At 72.0% G+C, this 14437-nt stretch carries 15 protein-coding genes; 4 read left to right on the top strand and 11 right to left on the bottom strand.

Annotation, left to right across the window (positions count from 1 at the left end; genetic code table 11):
- Nucleotides 1-6 precede the first annotated feature (6 nt).
- Nucleotides 7-951: a quinone oxidoreductase family protein gene (locus tag AC3B5L_RS12370; RefSeq protein WP_490095828.1), complete on the top strand. Its 945-nt coding sequence runs from the start codon at nt 7-9 to the stop codon at nt 949-951.
- A gap of 79 nt (nt 952-1030) precedes the next feature.
- Here the strand turns inward: AC3B5L_RS12370 and AC3B5L_RS12375 are convergent, their stop codons facing one another.
- A complete protein-coding gene (locus AC3B5L_RS12375; protein WP_490095829.1) occupies nt 1031-1534 on the bottom strand; it encodes a hypothetical protein in 504 nt (167 codons plus the stop codon).
- A gap of 12 nt (nt 1535-1546) precedes the next feature.
- Between AC3B5L_RS12375 and AC3B5L_RS12380 the strand changes: the two genes are divergently transcribed.
- Nucleotides 1547-1651, top strand: a complete 105-nt coding sequence (locus tag AC3B5L_RS12380) for a zinc-binding dehydrogenase (RefSeq protein WP_366237622.1) — start codon at nt 1547-1549, stop codon at nt 1649-1651.
- A gap of 57 nt (nt 1652-1708) precedes the next feature.
- Here AC3B5L_RS12380 and AC3B5L_RS12385 read toward each other — a convergent pair whose 3' ends face one another.
- The 9 genes from AC3B5L_RS12385 to AC3B5L_RS12425 form a co-directional block, all read right to left on the bottom strand.
- Nucleotides 1709-2275 (bottom strand): hypothetical protein, encoded by a 567-nt coding sequence (locus AC3B5L_RS12385; RefSeq protein ID WP_490095830.1) that lies wholly within the window; start codon nt 2273-2275, stop codon nt 1709-1711.
- 40 nt (nt 2276-2315) lie between these two features.
- Complete coding sequence (locus AC3B5L_RS12390; RefSeq protein ID WP_490095831.1) at nt 2316-2924, bottom strand: alkylhydroperoxidase domain protein; 609 nt, start codon at nt 2922-2924, stop codon at nt 2316-2318.
- Complete coding sequence (locus AC3B5L_RS12395; RefSeq protein WP_490095832.1) at nt 2921-3568, bottom strand: CMD domain protein; 648 nt, start codon at nt 3566-3568, stop codon at nt 2921-2923. The genes AC3B5L_RS12390 and AC3B5L_RS12395 overlap by 4 nt, the downstream gene beginning before the upstream one ends.
- Nucleotides 3565-4635 carry a putative FMN-dependent luciferase-like monooxygenase gene (locus tag AC3B5L_RS12400; protein ID WP_490095833.1) on the bottom strand — a complete coding sequence of 357 codons (1071 nt, stop codon included), beginning with the start codon at nt 4633-4635 and terminating at the stop codon, nt 3565-3567. Before AC3B5L_RS12400 ends, AC3B5L_RS12395 begins: the two co-directional genes overlap by 4 nt.
- Nucleotides 4632-6260: a dipeptide ABC transporter ATP-binding protein gene (locus tag AC3B5L_RS12405; RefSeq protein WP_490095834.1), complete on the bottom strand. Its 1629-nt coding sequence runs from the start codon at nt 6258-6260 to the stop codon at nt 4632-4634. Before AC3B5L_RS12405 ends, AC3B5L_RS12400 begins: the two co-directional genes overlap by 4 nt.
- Nucleotides 6257-7150 carry an ABC transporter permease gene (locus tag AC3B5L_RS12410; RefSeq protein WP_490095835.1) on the bottom strand — a complete coding sequence of 298 codons (894 nt, stop codon included), beginning with the start codon at nt 7148-7150 and terminating at the stop codon, nt 6257-6259. Before AC3B5L_RS12410 ends, AC3B5L_RS12405 begins: the two co-directional genes overlap by 4 nt.
- On the bottom strand, nt 7147-8127 hold the full coding sequence (locus AC3B5L_RS12415; protein ID WP_490095836.1) for an ABC transporter permease: 981 nt from the start codon (nt 8125-8127) through the stop codon (nt 7147-7149). The genes AC3B5L_RS12410 and AC3B5L_RS12415 overlap by 4 nt, the downstream gene beginning before the upstream one ends.
- Nucleotides 8128-8143: 16 nt before the next feature.
- The gene (locus AC3B5L_RS12420; RefSeq protein WP_490095837.1) at nt 8144-9778 is read right to left on the bottom strand and encodes a TIGR04028 family ABC transporter substrate-binding protein; all 1635 of its coding nucleotides are present in this window, start codon (nt 9776-9778) and stop codon (nt 8144-8146) included.
- A gap of 131 nt (nt 9779-9909) precedes the next feature.
- Nucleotides 9910-11304, bottom strand: a complete 1395-nt coding sequence (locus AC3B5L_RS12425; RefSeq protein ID WP_268776782.1) for an NtaA/DmoA family FMN-dependent monooxygenase — start codon at nt 11302-11304, stop codon at nt 9910-9912.
- Between the two features lie 103 nt (nt 11305-11407).
- On the opposite strand from AC3B5L_RS12425, the gene AC3B5L_RS12430 reads away from it, so the two are divergent.
- Together AC3B5L_RS12430 and AC3B5L_RS12435 are read left to right on the top strand one after the other, a co-directional pair.
- Complete coding sequence (locus tag AC3B5L_RS12430; protein ID WP_268776781.1) at nt 11408-12403, top strand: Gfo/Idh/MocA family protein; 996 nt, start codon at nt 11408-11410, stop codon at nt 12401-12403.
- Complete coding sequence (locus tag AC3B5L_RS12435; protein ID WP_268776780.1) at nt 12396-13376, top strand: NYN domain-containing protein; 981 nt, start codon at nt 12396-12398, stop codon at nt 13374-13376. Before AC3B5L_RS12430 ends, AC3B5L_RS12435 begins: the two co-directional genes overlap by 8 nt.
- A 25-nt stretch (nt 13377-13401) precedes the next feature.
- Here the strand turns inward: AC3B5L_RS12435 and AC3B5L_RS12440 are convergent, their stop codons facing one another.
- Nucleotides 13402-14409: a sugar phosphate isomerase/epimerase family protein gene (locus AC3B5L_RS12440; RefSeq protein WP_259951469.1), complete on the bottom strand. Its 1008-nt coding sequence runs from the start codon at nt 14407-14409 to the stop codon at nt 13402-13404.
- Between the last annotated feature and the right edge of the window lie 28 nt (nt 14410-14437).

Genomic DNA, 14437 nt, shown 5'->3' on the forward strand with positions numbered 1-14437 from the left:
GAGGGCATGGCCCGCGCGATCGTCTACACCGAGTTCGGATCCCCCGCTGTCCTCCACCTGATGGAGGTGCCTGACCCCGTGCCCGTCCGCGGCGAGGCGCTGGTGCGCATCGAGGCGGCCGGTGCCAACCCCATCGACGCGAAGCTCCGTGGCGGCAAGCGCCCGTCTGCGCCGATCACCGAACCGCGTCCGGTCGGATTCGACGGTGCCGGGGTGATCGAGGTGCTGGGCGAGGGCGTCGACGGGTTCGAGGTCGGCGACCGCGTCGCGATCCGCGACACGCTCGGGACCTACGCCTCCGCCATCGCGGTCGAGGTCGACAAGCTCGTGAAGCTCCCGGACGCCGTCACCGCGGCCGAGGGTGCGGCGATCGGCATCCCGGCCGGCACCGCCTACCAGTCCCTCCGCTCGCTCGCCGTGACGGCCGACGACGTGCTCCTCGTGCACGCAGGATCCGGCTCGGTCGGCCAGGCCGCCGTGCAGTTCGCGGTCGCCTGGGGCGCGACGGTGATCGCCACCGCGAGCCCCGCCCGGCACGACCAGCTCCGCGAGCTCGGCGCGATCCCCGTGGCCTACGGCGACGGCCTGCTCGACCGCGTCCGCGCGGCGGCCCCCTCCCCCGTGACCGTCGTCCTGGACTGTGCGGGCACCGACGAGGCCATCGAGACCTCCCTCGCCCTGGTCGCGGACCGCGACCGCATCGCGACCATCGTCCGCGGTCCCGACGCCGCCGACTTCGGCATCCGGGCGTTCTCCGGCGGGTCCCCCGAGCCGCTCACGCCGCAGGAGCTGGAGTGGCGCGCCGAGGCGCTGCAGAAGACCGTGGACCTCCTGGCCGCGGGCGACTTCACCATCGAGCTCGGCCCGGAGCTGCCCCTCGCCGAGGCGGCACGGGCCCATGAACTCATGGAGACCGGCGCCGCCTCGGGGAAGATCATCCTCGTCCCCTGACCCCAACCCTGACAGCGTCGGGCGTCACCCCGCACGCGGCGTTCGGCGGGTTCTGCCGCGGCCAGGAGACACTGATCGGTCAGGCGGCTTTCGGCTTCCGGCGCGGTGGGAGGCGAAGATGCATGGTCGCGAACGCCAGCACAGCAAGGGATGGCACAAAGAGTCGCGCGTCCGGTGCATAGCCGTCACTCACAGGCCACCCACTCTGGGCATAGCGAACCGGTCCTGCATCGCCGACGACGTAGGACAGAAGCGTGCCGCCCGCAGCGATTCCGAACAAGGCGAAGAACCACCCCGCGTATCGCGACCACCACCGACGTGCCCGCGGCACGATACGCAGGGGCAGCCCGATCAGGAACGCCAGGATCGTAAGCGGAGTGGAGAGGACCGCGAATCCGACGATCTGCAAGCCCTCTGTGTACCCGGCCGCGGTGGTCGACCAGATCGCTATCGCGACATACGTGGTCAAGCCGGTGAGGAAGACTTGCGCCGCCAACAGGAGCCAATGCCGTTCGGTCTCGGCCGCGGCCACCTGGCGTGGTGAACCAGGCACCCCGGCGTCGAGCTGGTTCTGAGACGTCACATTCGGATCGTAGTGCTTCTGCTCGGAGCACCGGAGCTGCCCCTCGCCGAGGCGGCGCGGGCGCATGAACTCATGGAGACCGGCGGGGCCACGGGGAAGATCATCCTCGTCCCCTGAGAGATCAGGGTGGCACCGGAGCGGGGTTGCGGCTACGACGGGCTCCGACCCGATCGCCTAGGCTCCGGGGCAGTCGCACTCACTGCCGCTGTAGCACTGGCACACCGAGTCAGGGTAGTCGGCCTTGGTGGCGGTGATTCTGACGTCGAGTTCTTCGAGCGGGACGACGTCCTCGATGCCGTCCAGTTCCGGGATGTCCGGGCAGTCCGCGGGGCCGGTCTCCACGATCTCTTCGCCTCGCGGAAAGGTCAGGGTGAAGCACACCGCCCCCTGACGCTGCTCGTACCACCAGCCACCGCCCGTCTGCGCGCCACCGAGTGCGAGGAGTGTCAGGGTGGTGCCGTCGCCCCTCTTGTCGAGGTCGAGGAGCTTGAGGGGGTTGCCGTCGAGCTCGTCGGTTCCGTCCCGGAGGTCGGAGGCGAGGGAGAGTTCGGCGATGGTCGCTTCCGAGTCCGTGACGATCTTGCCGCGGTGCTCCCACATACTGTCCTGCGCGTCTTCGATGGAATCCGCGAGGCTCACCCGCACGAGGTTCTCGATGCTCGGCGCGCACCCGACGAGCATGGCGGCCGCAGCGACGAAGCCGACGACAGGGAGGCTTCGGCGCCGCAGACGGCTTGTCATGATGCGACGGTAGCGCATCCGGCGACGACCTCCCTGTCGGTCAGAATGGAGCGACGGGGCGGCCGAGCGAGAGCATCAGCCGGTTCGCCCAATTGAAGAAGGCCGCGCCGTGCACGACGTCCGCGATCTCGAGGTCGTCCAGTCCGGCCGCACGGAGGCGCGCGATGTGCGCGGGACCGAACGCGCGAGGCGTGTCGGTCAGCGCGACCGCGGCGGCGATGATCGCGTTCCAGCGCTCCCCCAGATCCGCGTCCACGCCCTCGGCGAGGAGCGTATCGACGTCCTCCAGCCGCTTGCCGTGGTGCGCCGCGAACCGGGAGTGCACGGAGGCGCAGAACACGCAGCCGTTGCGGCGCGAGGCGGCGGTGGCCGCCAGCTCCCGTTCCGCCCGTGGGAGGCCCTCCGCGGCGTTGTAGAAGATGTCCTTGTCGACGAGGGTGCGCGCGCGCAGCACCTCGGGGTCGCGGGCGAGCAGCCGGAAGTACTCGTTCTTCGCCCGGGCGGCGTCGACGAGGCCGTCGAGGTGCCGCGGGGTCAGATCCTCCTCCGCCAGGGGCGCGAGGTGGGGTGTCCAGCCGACCTCGGCGCGCGTGAAGGCGTGCGGATAGGGGGCGGCGTCGTGGCGGAGCACGGTGTCGGCGGCGGTCATGCGGCCTCCTCGTCGGTGTCGGTGTCGGTGGCGGTCGCGGTCGCTGTGTCGGCGGCGGTGAGTCCGGCCTCCTGAAGCACGCGGAGGCCGGTGACGACCCGCTGCTGGAAGGCGAGGAAGGACACGAGCTGCGACAGCGTCACGATGCCGTCCGTCGACCAGCCGGCGTCGTGCAGGCGGCCGAGGTCGGCACCGGATGCCTCGCGGGGACGGAACACCAGCAGGTGCGTGTGCGCGAGAGCGGTCGCGAGACGCTCCCCCACGGCAGCCGATGCCGCTTCCTCCCGGAGGTAGCGAGTGCCGTCGGTACTCTCGGCCTCCAGCCCGCGCTCGGTGTAGGCGCCGAATGGTCCCGTGGTCGCGGCGGCTCCGGCCTCCCGGGCGACGATCGCGGCGCGCTCCGGGTCGATCTCGCGGGCCCTCCGGGCGTAGAACGCCGCCGTCGGGTCGTCGGCACCGGCGAGCGCGGTCGCGAACGCCGCGATGAGCGCGCGCTCTGCGAGAGACACATGCTCCGCGGATACCGGGTGGAAGAGCGCGTCGAAGCTCGCCTGGAGCTGCTCCCTGGTCACGGGACGGCGACGACGCAGCGCATCCAGCTCCGGCGTCCCCCCCGTCAGCTGGTCGACGGTGTCGGCGGTCATGCGTTCTCCTTCACGGTGGGGGTGTTCTCGGGCGTGTGGGTGGTCTCGGGATCCGGCGGCGTGAGCGCGTAGCCGAGGGCCGGGGCGACCTCCGTCGCGAACAACTCGATCGAGCGCAGGACGTGGGCGTGCGGCGCGTCGACCGAGTGCACCTGGAACGCCACCTCGGTCGCGCGGCGCAGCGTGGTGTCGGCGGCGAGGGAGGCGGCGACCTCCTCCGGGGTGCCGAGATGCGTGTCGAGAGCGGCGATGAGGTCGTCGATGCCGTCCCCGGGGATCGTCTGGCCCTGCCGCCGGAAGCCCTCGGCTGCTCGCCGTAGACCGACCTCGGCGAACCGGAGCGCCTCGGCGCGGTCGTCCGCCACGAACACGGTGCGGGAGGCGGTGATCCGCGGAGTCTCGCCGGCGGGCAGCGCGTCGAGGTAGGCGTCGATGATCGGGTCCTGCAGGGCGGACAGCGGGGCGTGCACACGGTCGCCGGAGCGGGGCTGCGTGCGGGACAGCAGCAGTCCGTGACCGTGGATGCCTGCTCGATGACCGCCGGGTGCCGAGAACGTCGCCTGCCAGATCCGCGCGGCCAGCGACCCCGCGTCCGGATACAGCGTGTTCCCCGCACCGACGTCGCGGCCCTGGAGAGCGTCGAGCAGCACGCCCAGCTTGCGGTCGTAGGTGGGCCCCTTGTCGCGCACGTCCTCCCCGAAGGGCGTGAAGGACGACGGGGTGCCGCCGCTGCCGAGCCCGAGGTCGATCCGCCCGTCCGCGAGCAGGTCGGCCACCACGGCGTCCTCGGCCACCCGGACCGGGTCTTCGAGGGGAAGGGTGATGATCCCGGTGCCGAGCCGGATCCCCGAGGTGCGTGCCGCCGCGTGCGCGAGGAAGACGAGCGGCGAGGGCAGCCCGCCTTCCGCCGCCCGGAAATGATGCTGTGCCACCCAGGCCCTCCCCACGCCGTGCCGTTCGGCGTGCTGGATCTGCGCCAGGGCGAGGCGGTAGCGGTCGTCCGGAGACGCATCGTCCAGGAGCCGGGTGAAGAATGCGACGGTGGGGCGAGGGGTGGGGGCGCTCATGCGAGGATCTCCGTTCGGCCGGGGACCGCGGCCAGCAGCTCCCGGGTGTTCTCGTGCTGCGGGTCGTGGAACAGCTCCTCGGTCGGCCCCTCCTCCACGACGCGCCCGCGGTGCATCACGGAGACGGTGTGGCTGATGCGGCGCACCACGGCGAGGTCGTGCGAGATGAAGAGGTAGGTGAGTCCGAGCTCGGCCTGGAGCGCGGAGAGCAGTTCGAGGATGCGTGCCTGCACCGTCACGTCGAGCGCCGACACCGCCTCGTCGAGCACGAGGATCTCCGGGTCGACGGCGAGCGCCCGCGCGATCGCGACCCGCTGGCGCTGCCCGCCGGACAGCTCGCTCGGCGTGCGGCGGGCCGCATCCGCCGGCAGCGCCACGCGCTCGAGCAGGGCGACCGCGCGATCCCGACGCTCGGACCGGCCGCCGATGCGGAAGTTGTGCAGCGGCTCGGCCACGATGTCGGCGATCTGCTGCCGCGGATCCAGGGAGGCGAAGGGGTTCTGGTACACGAGCTGGATCCGTCGGCGCAGCGCACGCAGTCGCGCCCCCTCGACGGCCGTCGCGTCCTCCCCCGCGAGCTCCACGGTCCCGGCGTCCGGACGGAGGAAGCGCGTGACCAGGCGCGCTGTCGTGGACTTGCCCGATCCGGACTCGCCGACCAGCGCATGGGTCGTCCCGCGCCGCACCCGGAAGGAGACGTCGTCGACCGCCCGGAAGCGCTCACGACCCGCGACCCGGAACTCCTTGACGAGGCCGGCAGCCACGATCTCGTAGGGCTTCTCGGCGGCCACTGCCGCGGCGTCCCGGAGGAACGGCGGCGCGTCCGGACGCCGGAAGCCGGTCGTGAAGGCGGGCGCGTCCGCGAGCAGCTGCCTCGTGTACGGGTCTTCCGGCTCCGCGAGCACCTGCGCACTCGGCCCCTGCTCCACGATCCGGCCGTCCTTCAGCACCGCGATCCGCGCCGCCCGGTCCGCGGCGACGCCGAGGTCGTGCGTCACGAGCAGGATGCTCGTGCCGTCCTCGCGCTGCAGCTCGTCCAGCAGATCCAGCACGCGGCGCTGCACCGTGGCGTCGAGGGCGCTGGTGGGCTCGTCCGCGATGAGCAGCCGAGGGCGGAGGGCGATCGCGGCCGCGATGAGGACCCGCTGCCGCATCCCGCCGGAGAGCTCGTGCGGATACTGTCGAGCACGCAGATCGGGGTCGTCCAGCCCGACGCGGTCGAGCAGCTCGAGCACGCGGGCGTTCCGGGAACGACGGTCGCGATGCCCGTGCAGACGCAGCACCTCGGCGACCTGCACGCCGACGGGGCGCACCGGGTCGAGCGAGGTCGTCGGATCCTGCGGCACCAGCCCGATCTCCGACCCGCGGATGCCGCGGAACGCCCGATCCGACCATCCGGAGATGTCGAGGTCGCCGAGCCGGACGCGCCCGCCCTCGACCCGTCCGCCCTCCGGCAGCAGGCCGAGGAGGGCGTGCGCCGTGGTGGACTTGCCGGAGCCCGACTCGCCGACGAGGGCGAGGGTCTCCCCCTCCGCGATGGCGAAGGAGAGGCCGTGCACGACCTCGCGGGCGGCGTACGAGACCCGCAGGTCCGTCGCGGTGAGGACGGGGGTGGGCGCGGTCATCGGGCGCTCCTTCCGAGCCGGTGGCTGATGCGATTGGCGCTGAGCACGACGGCGACCACCACGAGGCCGGGGAGCGCCGTGAGCCACCAGGCGGTCGCGATGTAGTTGCGCCCCTCGGCGATCAGCAGGCCCCACTCGGGGGTGGGCGGCGGCGCGCCGTAGCCGAGGAAGCCGAGGGTGGAGATGGCGAGGATGGCCGTGCCGAACTGCAGCGCGGCGAGCGCGATGATCGGGGTGAGGGCGTTCGGGAGCACATGCCGGCGCAGCACGGCGACGAAGGTGCCGCCGCTGCCGTACGCCGCCTCGACGTACTCGGTGCGGCGCACCCGCGCCACCTCGGCGCGCATGAGCCGGGCGAAGGCGGCGACGCTGCCGAGTCCCACGGCGATCGCCGCGTTCACCGTTCCGAAGCCGAGCAGGATGATGACGGAGAGCGACAGCAGCAGCCCGGGGATGGCCAGCAGCATGTCGACGATCCGCATCAGCACGTCGTCCACGACACCGCCGGTCGCGCCGGCGACGGCTCCGAGGAGCGTGCCGAGCGCGAGGCCGACCGTCACGGCGATGAGCGCGCCCGACAGGGAGTGCACCGCGCCGTGCACGACCCGGCCGAAGAGGTCGCGGCCGAGGGCGTCGGTCCCGAACCAGTGCGCGGCGCTCGGCGGCAGGAGCTTGTCGGCGGGCACGCCGGTCAGCGGATCGCCCGGCGCGAAGACCCCCGGGATCACCGCCCACAGCACCGCCACGGCGACGACAGCGAACGCGAGGTACAGCCCCCAGGCGCGCGACCGCCGTCGCGGACGGGATGCGGAGACGGGCGCCGGGGCGGACGGCGCGGGCGGGGCACCCGACGTCTCGACCGACGTCTCGACAATGACGGGAGCGGTCATGCGGGCACCTCCTGGGCGGCGGGACGGACGGGGCGCGACCGGGCGGCGCGGGCCGCCCGCCGCTGCCGCGGGTCGATCAGGGGCGTGGCGAGGTCGACGGCGAAGCTGATCACCACGAACCCCAGGGCAGACAGCAGCACCACTCCCTGCAGCACCGGGATGTCCTGGTTCGCGACGGCCTGCTCCGTGAGGCGTCCGATGCCGGTGCGGCCGAAGACGGTCTCGGTGACCACCGCTCCTCCGACGAGCTCTCCGAACAGCACCCCCGCGATGGTGAGGGTCGGGACGGCGGCGTTGCGCGCGACCGACCGCGTGAGCACCCACGCCGGCGGCGCGCCCTTCGCCCGCACCACGGTCACGAACGGCTGCGCCTGCACGCGGTCGATGGAGCGGACCAGGACCTGGGCGAGGGGCGCCGAGATCGGCACGGCGAGCGTGAGGACGGGGAGGATCAGGCCGCTGATCGGATCGGCCCCCACGATCGGCACCCATCCGAGCCCGAACGAGAACACCTGGATGAGCAGGATCCCGAGCCAGAACACAGGGACCGCCACGAACAGTCCCGGCATCTGCCGCAGACCGTCCCGCAGCCAGGCGAAGGGCGCGAGCGAGGAGAGCACCGCGATCAGCACCGCGAGCAGGACGGCGACCAGGAGCCCGAGCGCCGCGAGCAGCAGTGTGGCGGGCAGTGCTTCAGCGAGCATCGTCCGGACCGGGGTGCCGTACTGGGTCGAGTAGCCGAAGTCGCCGGCGAGGAAGCCGAGCCCCGCGTGCAGATACTGCTCCCCCCACGGCACGTCGGCGCCGTAGGTCGCGCGGATGTCGTCGAGCTGCTCCGGCGAGAGCCCCAGGCTCGGGTCGGAGAACTTGATGAGGATGGCGTCTCCCGGCAGCAGCTGCAGCAGGAAGAACGTGGCCGTGAAGGCCGCGATCAGCACGATCGCGGCCTGCCCGGCCCGTCGGAGGACGAAGGTCATGGGGTCACCGTGGTCCTCAGTGCTCCGCGAGCCACACGCCGGAGAACGTGGGGCGGCCGACCGACTCGAACGCGACGCCGTGCACGTACGTCGCCGCGCCGTAGACCTGCGGCTCCTCGAAGAGCGGGATCACGTATGCCTGCTCCGCGATGTAGTCCTGCACGGCCTGGGAGGCGGCCACCCGCTTCTGGGCATCCGGCTCGGAGGCGACGGCGAGGAGCAGCTCGTCGAGCGTCGCATCCTGCGAGATCAGCACGTCGCGGTTCTTCGTGAAGTACTGGCTCTTGATCACGTCGAGATCCGCACGGCCGACCATCGAGTGGTAGAACCCCGTCTTCAGGGGATCACGCGTGTCCTCCGCGTAGCTGCCCGCGTCGCCGGGCTTGACGGTGAGCTCGACGCCGACCGCCGCGAGTTGCTGCGCCACGAGCTCCAGGGTCTGCTTCGACAGCGGCTGCGGCTTGGCCTCGTAGACCGTGATGGACAACCGCTCGCCGTCCTTCTCGCGAATGCCGTCGGCGCCGGGCTTCCAGCCCGCCTCGTCGAGCAGCGCCTCCGCCTTCTCCGGGTCGTGGGCGTAGTGCGCGGACTCGTCCTTGTATCCCGCTGCCTGGGAGGACAGCACCGACGTGGCCACCGGGTAGTTCTCGGTGAACAGGGTGTCGACGACCTCCTGCGCGTCGACCGCGGCGATGATCGCCTGACGCACGCGGATGTCGGACAGCAGCGGGTTCTCCGGGCGGAGGGCGATCGAGTTGTTCACGCCGCGGGTCTGCGGCGCGTACAGCGTGAAGCCGGCCCCCTCCACGCGGTCCTCGTCGAACGCCTGGACGTAGCGGACGTAGTCGGCTTGGCCCGCGAGCAGCGACCCGATGCGGACGGAGTCCTCGGGGGTCACCAGCACGTGCACGGCGTCGAGGTAGGGACGACCGTCGTTCTCGGCGCTGTCCGGGCCCCAGTCGTAGTCGTCGCGGGTGGTGAGGGTGTACTCGGTGCCGAGCTTCTCGTCGGTGACGGTGAAGGGACCGGAGCCGATGATCTCCTCCGCGTTGCCGGCGCCGAAATCCTCGATCGTGCCGTCCAGCGTCTCCGGGGACAGCAGCCCCGAGTTGATGGTCGACGTCGCCTGCAGGAAGCCGGGCGACGGAGCGCTGAAGCGGAACGTCACGGTGTCCTCGTCCACCTCCTCGCTGCCGGCGTAGTTGTTGATGGCCTCGGAGACGGTGAGACCGCGTTCGGCGTCACCCAGGCCGTAGGTGTCGAAGTTCTTCGCGACGGCGGCGGCGTCCACGGGCGTGCCGTCCGAGAACGTCACGTCCGGGTTGAGGTCGAAGGTGTACTCCGTGGCGTCGTCGTTCACGGTCCACTCCGCGGCGATCCACGGCTCGATCTCGAGCGTCTCCGGATTCTGCCAGGTGAGCCGGGCGGCGATGTTGTTGACGATGCCGCCGTTTGGGTAGAAGCCGGCCTGCGGCGGGTACAGGTTCGTGTAGGCCTGGTGCTCGAGGTAGGTCAGGGTGCCGCCGGAGACCGGGTCCCCCGCGGCGGCCGGAGTGTTCCCCGGGGCGGGCGAGGTGGCGCAGGCGGCGAGGCTGCCGGCCAGGACGAGCGGGACCGCGACGGCGGCGGTGCGGATGAGGCGGCGGTTCATGCGGGGGACTCCTCGGATTCGGAAGACGGGGTCTCGGGTGCGGAGGGGGTGCAGGTGGTGTTCACGGTAGGAAGCGGCAGAGCACGGGGGCGAGGCGGCGGACTCCGGGTGTCGCGAGACGACACCCGTGGTCACGCGCCGACACGCGACGTCACACGGAGGCGGTCGCGCAGCGTCTCACGCCGGCCGTCCTGGCCGGCCTCCTCCGCCGCGCGGAGCAGGCCACGGCGGCGGAGCTCGGGGGCCGCGAGGCGGGTGAAGGCCTCGAACTGCGCGGGTTGGAATGCCGAGAGGACGTTGAAGCCGTCGGCGGCCCCCGCGTCGCGCCAGCTCTCGAAGTGGTCGGCGATCGTGCCGGCATCGCCGACCACGAAGGCCGCGGGGACGGCGTGCGCGGCGACGAGATGCCGCCAGCTCACTGCCGCCTCCGCCCCGACCGCGAGCCCGGCGATCCGCGCGAGTCGCTCGACGAGCGCGGCACCCCGCTCCCCCAACCGGAGCGCCTCGGCGGCCGTCACCGGGGCGTCGAAGGCGGCGGCACGCAGCGGGTCGTCGGCGGCCACCTCCAGTGCGTCGGCGAGGGAATCCACCGTGCGGTTCGGCGGGAACGCGACGCGATCGGGCTGCACCCCCTCAGCGAGCGGCACGAGTTCCAGCAGCCGCCGGACGATCCGGTGCGCCCCGGCGTCCGAGTCCGCGACGACGGGCAGCACCGGGGCGATGACCTTCAGCTCCTCCGCCGGGCGCCCCGCGTCCGCGGCGATGTCCTTCAGCAGCCGCCGCGTGGTCACGGCATCGGCGAGGGTGGGCGCGGCGATGAGCGCGAGATCGGCGGCGGTCGCGGCGAGCGCCCGCGACCGCGGCGAGGTCCCCGCGTGCACGATCGGGATGCGCCCCTGCGGCGGACGCGCGACGTTGAGCGGACCGGCGACCCGCACATGTGCGCCCGTGACCTCGGCCGCGCGCAGCCCCTCGGGGTCGATGAGCACGCCGCGCTCGGCGTCCGCGATCCAGGCGTCCTCGTCCCACGAGTCCCAGAGCCGGCGCAGAGCGACGACGAACTCCTCGGCCCGGTCGTAGCGGGTCTCGGTGTCGGCGTGGGCGTCACGGCCGTGGTTGCCCGCGGCACGCGGCTCGGCGCCGGTGACGAGGTTGATCCCCGCCCGGCCGTGGGTGAGGACGTCGAGGGAGGCCAGCGCCCGCGCCGTGGCGTACGGATCGGCATAGGTGGTGTTGACCGTCGCGATGAGACCGATCCGCGAGGTCACCCCGGCGAGGAACAGCACCGCGCTCAGCGGGTCGATGCGGGCGAGCAGGTAGGGGTCGCGGAACTCCAGGTCGGGTCCGGTCGCCAGCCAGTCGCCGAAGAAGAGGTAGTCCAGACCTGCGTCCTCCCCCTCCCGCGCGATGCGGCGCAGGATGTCCGCGTCCTCCGCGGGGTCGCGGTGGGCTCCGGGATACCGCCAGCCGGAGGGGTAGGCGCCGAGGGTGCGCACCATGGCGCCGATCACGAGGGGTTCCGTCATGCCGACACGGTAGGAGCGCCGCCTCCACCCCGGCCACGGGGAGGAAGCCGGAGGTCACCGGATGTCACAGACGGTCACACGCGCCACCCTCTACGCTGAGAGGATGACTGGACTTCGTTGGGGAATCCTCGCGACCGGCGGCATCGCCGGCGCCTTCGCATCCGATCTGCGCACGGCCGGCCTCGACCTCGTCGCCGTGGGCTCACGCTCGCAGGAGTCGGCCGATGCCTTCGCCGCGCGCTTCGACATCGCGCACGCGCATCCGTCATACGAGGCGCTGGTCTCCGATCCCGACGTCGACATCATCTACGTCTCCACCCCGCACCCGATGCACCACGAGAACGCCCGGCTCGCCCTGGAGCACGGGAAGCACGTCCTCGTCGAGAAGGCGTTCACGCTCGACCACGCCCAGGCCGCGGACCTCCAGCGGCTCGCCGCCGAGCGCGGGCTGCTCGTCATGGAGGCGATGTGGACCCGGTACCTGCCGCACATGGTCCGCATCCGCGAGCTCCTCGCCGACGGCGCCCTGGGTGAGATCCGCACCGTGAGCGCCGACCACACGCAGCAGCTGCCCACCGACCCCGCCCACCGTCTCAACGCCCTCGAACTGGGCGGCGGGGCGCTGCTCGACCTGGGGATCTACCCGATCTCCTTCGTCTGGGATGTCCTCGGGGCACCGACCACCGTCCGCGCGGTAGGGCGTCTGGTCGAGACCGGAGCCGATTCCGAGGTCGCCACCCTCATGATCCACGAGAGCGGGGCGATCTCCACGACGCTCTCCTCCTCGCGCGGCGCCGGCCCCAACGCCGCGAGCATCGTCGGCACCGAAGCCCGCATCGACATCGACCGGGTCTGGTACGCCCCCACCTCGTTCCGTCTCGTGCTGCCGGACGGCACGGTGCAGGAGGAGTACGTCTCGTCCGTCGAGGGTCGCGGCATGCAGTACCAGGCGTTCGCGGCCGAGCGCCTCGTCCGCGACGGTCTCCTCGAGGGCGACATCCTCCCCATCGCGGAGAGCGTCGCCATCATGGGCGCCCTGGACGAGATCCGCGCGCAGATCGGCGTGCGCTACCCCGGCGAGGAGGACGACCGTGGCTGAGACGACCGACGCCCGCGTGGCGGTGTACCTGGACTTCGACAACATCGTCATCTCCTGGTACGACCGGGTCCACGGCCGGAACTCCTACGGCAAGGACCGCCAGCGCATCACGGAGCACCCGAACGACCCCGAGGTCGCCGAGCGGCTGAGCCGGGCGATGATCGAGGTCGGCGCCATCATCGACTACGCGGCGTCCTTCGGCACCCTCGTGCTGACCAGGGCGTACGCGGACTGGTCGTCGCCGGTCAACGCCGAGTACCGGTCGCAGCTCGTGGCGCGCGCGGTGGACCTCGTCCAGCTCTTCCCCGCCGCGGCGTACGCGAAGAACGGCGCGGACATCCGGTTGGCGGTCGATGCGGTCGAGGACATGTTCCGTCTTCCGGACCTGACCCATGTGGTCATCGTGGCCGGCGACAGCGACTACGTGCCGCTCGCCCAGCGCTGCAAGCGCCTCGGCCGGTACGTGATCGGGGTGGGCGTGGCCGGGTCGACGGCGAAGTCGCTCGCCGCGGCCTGCGACGAGTTCGAGTCGTACGACTCGCTTCCGGGCGTGGCGCGTCCGGCGAAGGCGGCACAGCCCGCGGTCGCTCCGGTGGTCGAGGCCCCGGCGGAGCCGTCCGCCCCGGCCGCCGCGGACGCGGGTACCCCGAAGCCCAAGACCGTGTCGAAGTCCCGGGCGAAAGCCAAGGCCAAGGCCACTGCCGAGGAGCCCAAGGTCGAGGAGAAGATCGACGACCAGGGCGAGGCCACGCGGCTCCTGGAGCGCGCCCTGCGCCTCGGCCACGACAAGGCGGATGCCGACGAGTGGTTGCACAGTTCCGCGGTCAAGACGCACATGCGCCGCATGGACCCGTCCTTCAGCGAGAAGGCCCTCGGCTACCGGTCCTTCTCCGACTTCCTCAAGTCGCGCGACGACATCGCCGAGCTCGAGGAGACCGGGCACGAGCGCCTGGTCCGCCTGCGGGAGCCCTGAGCACGGCCGGTCGCCTGCCGTCCCGTCACTGGTGGCGGAACGCGGCGTCGAAGGCGGCCGCGGGCTGCGGCCACAGCAGGGAGCGCACGAAACCGAGCGCCTCGGGGGCGCCATGCAGGCGGTCCATGCCGGCGTCCTCCCACTCGATCGAGATCGGGCCGTCGTACCCGATCGCATCGAGCGCGCGGAACGCGTCCTCCCAGGGCACGTCGCCGTGGCCGGTGGAGACGAAGTCCCAGCCGCGCCGAGGGTCGCCCCACGGCAGATGCGAGCCGAGCACCCCGGCACGGCCGTTCCTCGGTCGCAGGCGGGTGTCCTTGCAGTCGACGTGGTAGATCCGGTCGGCGAAGTCGACGATGAAGCCGACGGGATCGATGTTCTGCCACATCATGTGCGAGGGGTCCCAGTTGAAGCCGAACGCGTCGCGGTGGTCGATCGCGTCGAGGGCGCGCACGCTCGACCAGTAGTCGTACGCGATCTCCCCTGGATGCACCTCGTGCGCGAAGCGCACGCCCTCGCCGTCGAACACGTCGAGGATCGGATTCCATCGGTCGACGAAGTCCTGGAACCCCTGGGCGATCACCGTCTCCGGCACCGGCGGGAACATCGCGACATAAGGCCAGATCGACGACCCGGTGAAACCGACGACGGTGTCGACGCCGAGCTTCCTGGCCACCCTGGCCGCACGCGTCATGTCCTCCGCCGCCCGCTGCCGCACACCCTCGGCCTCGCCGTCGCCCCAGACGTACGGGCGCAGGATGCCCTGGTGCCGGAAGTCGATCGGGTCGTCGCACACCGCCTGCCCGGCGAGGTGGTTGGAGATCGCGAACACCCGCAGTCCGTGCCGGTCGAGGATCTCGCGGCGGGAGGCGACGTAGGCATCGTCCTCATCGGCCCGGCGGAGGTCGAGGTGGTCGCCGGACGCGGCGATCTCCAGCCCGTCGTAGCCCCACTGCGCGGCGAGGCGGGCCACCTCCTCGAACGGCAGGTCGGCCCACTGGCCGGTGAACAGGGTGACCGGGTGACTGCTCATGGATACTCCTTCGTATCGCGGGTGCTCG

The organism is Microbacterium sp. C-MGS6, from assembly GCF_058140415.1.

Coding starts and splice junctions, on each gene's coding strand:
- AC3B5L_RS12430 (WP_268776781.1), top strand. CDS start 11,408: ATGACTGGACTTCGTTGGGGAATCCTCGCGACCGGCGGCATCGCCGGC.
- AC3B5L_RS12395 (WP_490095832.1), bottom strand. CDS start 3,568: ATGACCGCCGACACCGTCGACCAGCTGACGGGGGGGACGCCGGAGCTG.
- AC3B5L_RS12385 (WP_490095830.1), bottom strand. CDS start 2,275: ATGACAAGCCGTCTGCGGCGCCGAAGCCTCCCTGTCGTCGGCTTCGTC.
- AC3B5L_RS12400 (WP_490095833.1), bottom strand. CDS start 4,635: ATGAGCGCCCCCACCCCTCGCCCCACCGTCGCATTCTTCACCCGGCTC.
- AC3B5L_RS12415 (WP_490095836.1), bottom strand. CDS start 8,127: ATGACCTTCGTCCTCCGACGGGCCGGGCAGGCCGCGATCGTGCTGATC.
- AC3B5L_RS12425 (WP_268776782.1), bottom strand. CDS start 11,304: ATGACGGAACCCCTCGTGATCGGCGCCATGGTGCGCACCCTCGGCGCC.
- AC3B5L_RS12405 (WP_490095834.1), bottom strand. CDS start 6,260: ATGACCGCGCCCACCCCCGTCCTCACCGCGACGGACCTGCGGGTCTCG.
- AC3B5L_RS12410 (WP_490095835.1), bottom strand. CDS start 7,150: ATGACCGCTCCCGTCATTGTCGAGACGTCGGTCGAGACGTCGGGTGCC.
- AC3B5L_RS12420 (WP_490095837.1), bottom strand. CDS start 9,778: ATGAACCGCCGCCTCATCCGCACCGCCGCCGTCGCGGTCCCGCTCGTC.
- AC3B5L_RS12440 (WP_259951469.1), bottom strand. CDS start 14,409: ATGAGCAGTCACCCGGTCACCCTGTTCACCGGCCAGTGGGCCGACCTG.
- AC3B5L_RS12390 (WP_490095831.1), bottom strand. CDS start 2,924: ATGACCGCCGCCGACACCGTGCTCCGCCACGACGCCGCCCCCTATCCG.
- AC3B5L_RS12370 (WP_490095828.1), top strand. CDS start 7: ATGGCCCGCGCGATCGTCTACACCGAGTTCGGATCCCCCGCTGTCCTC.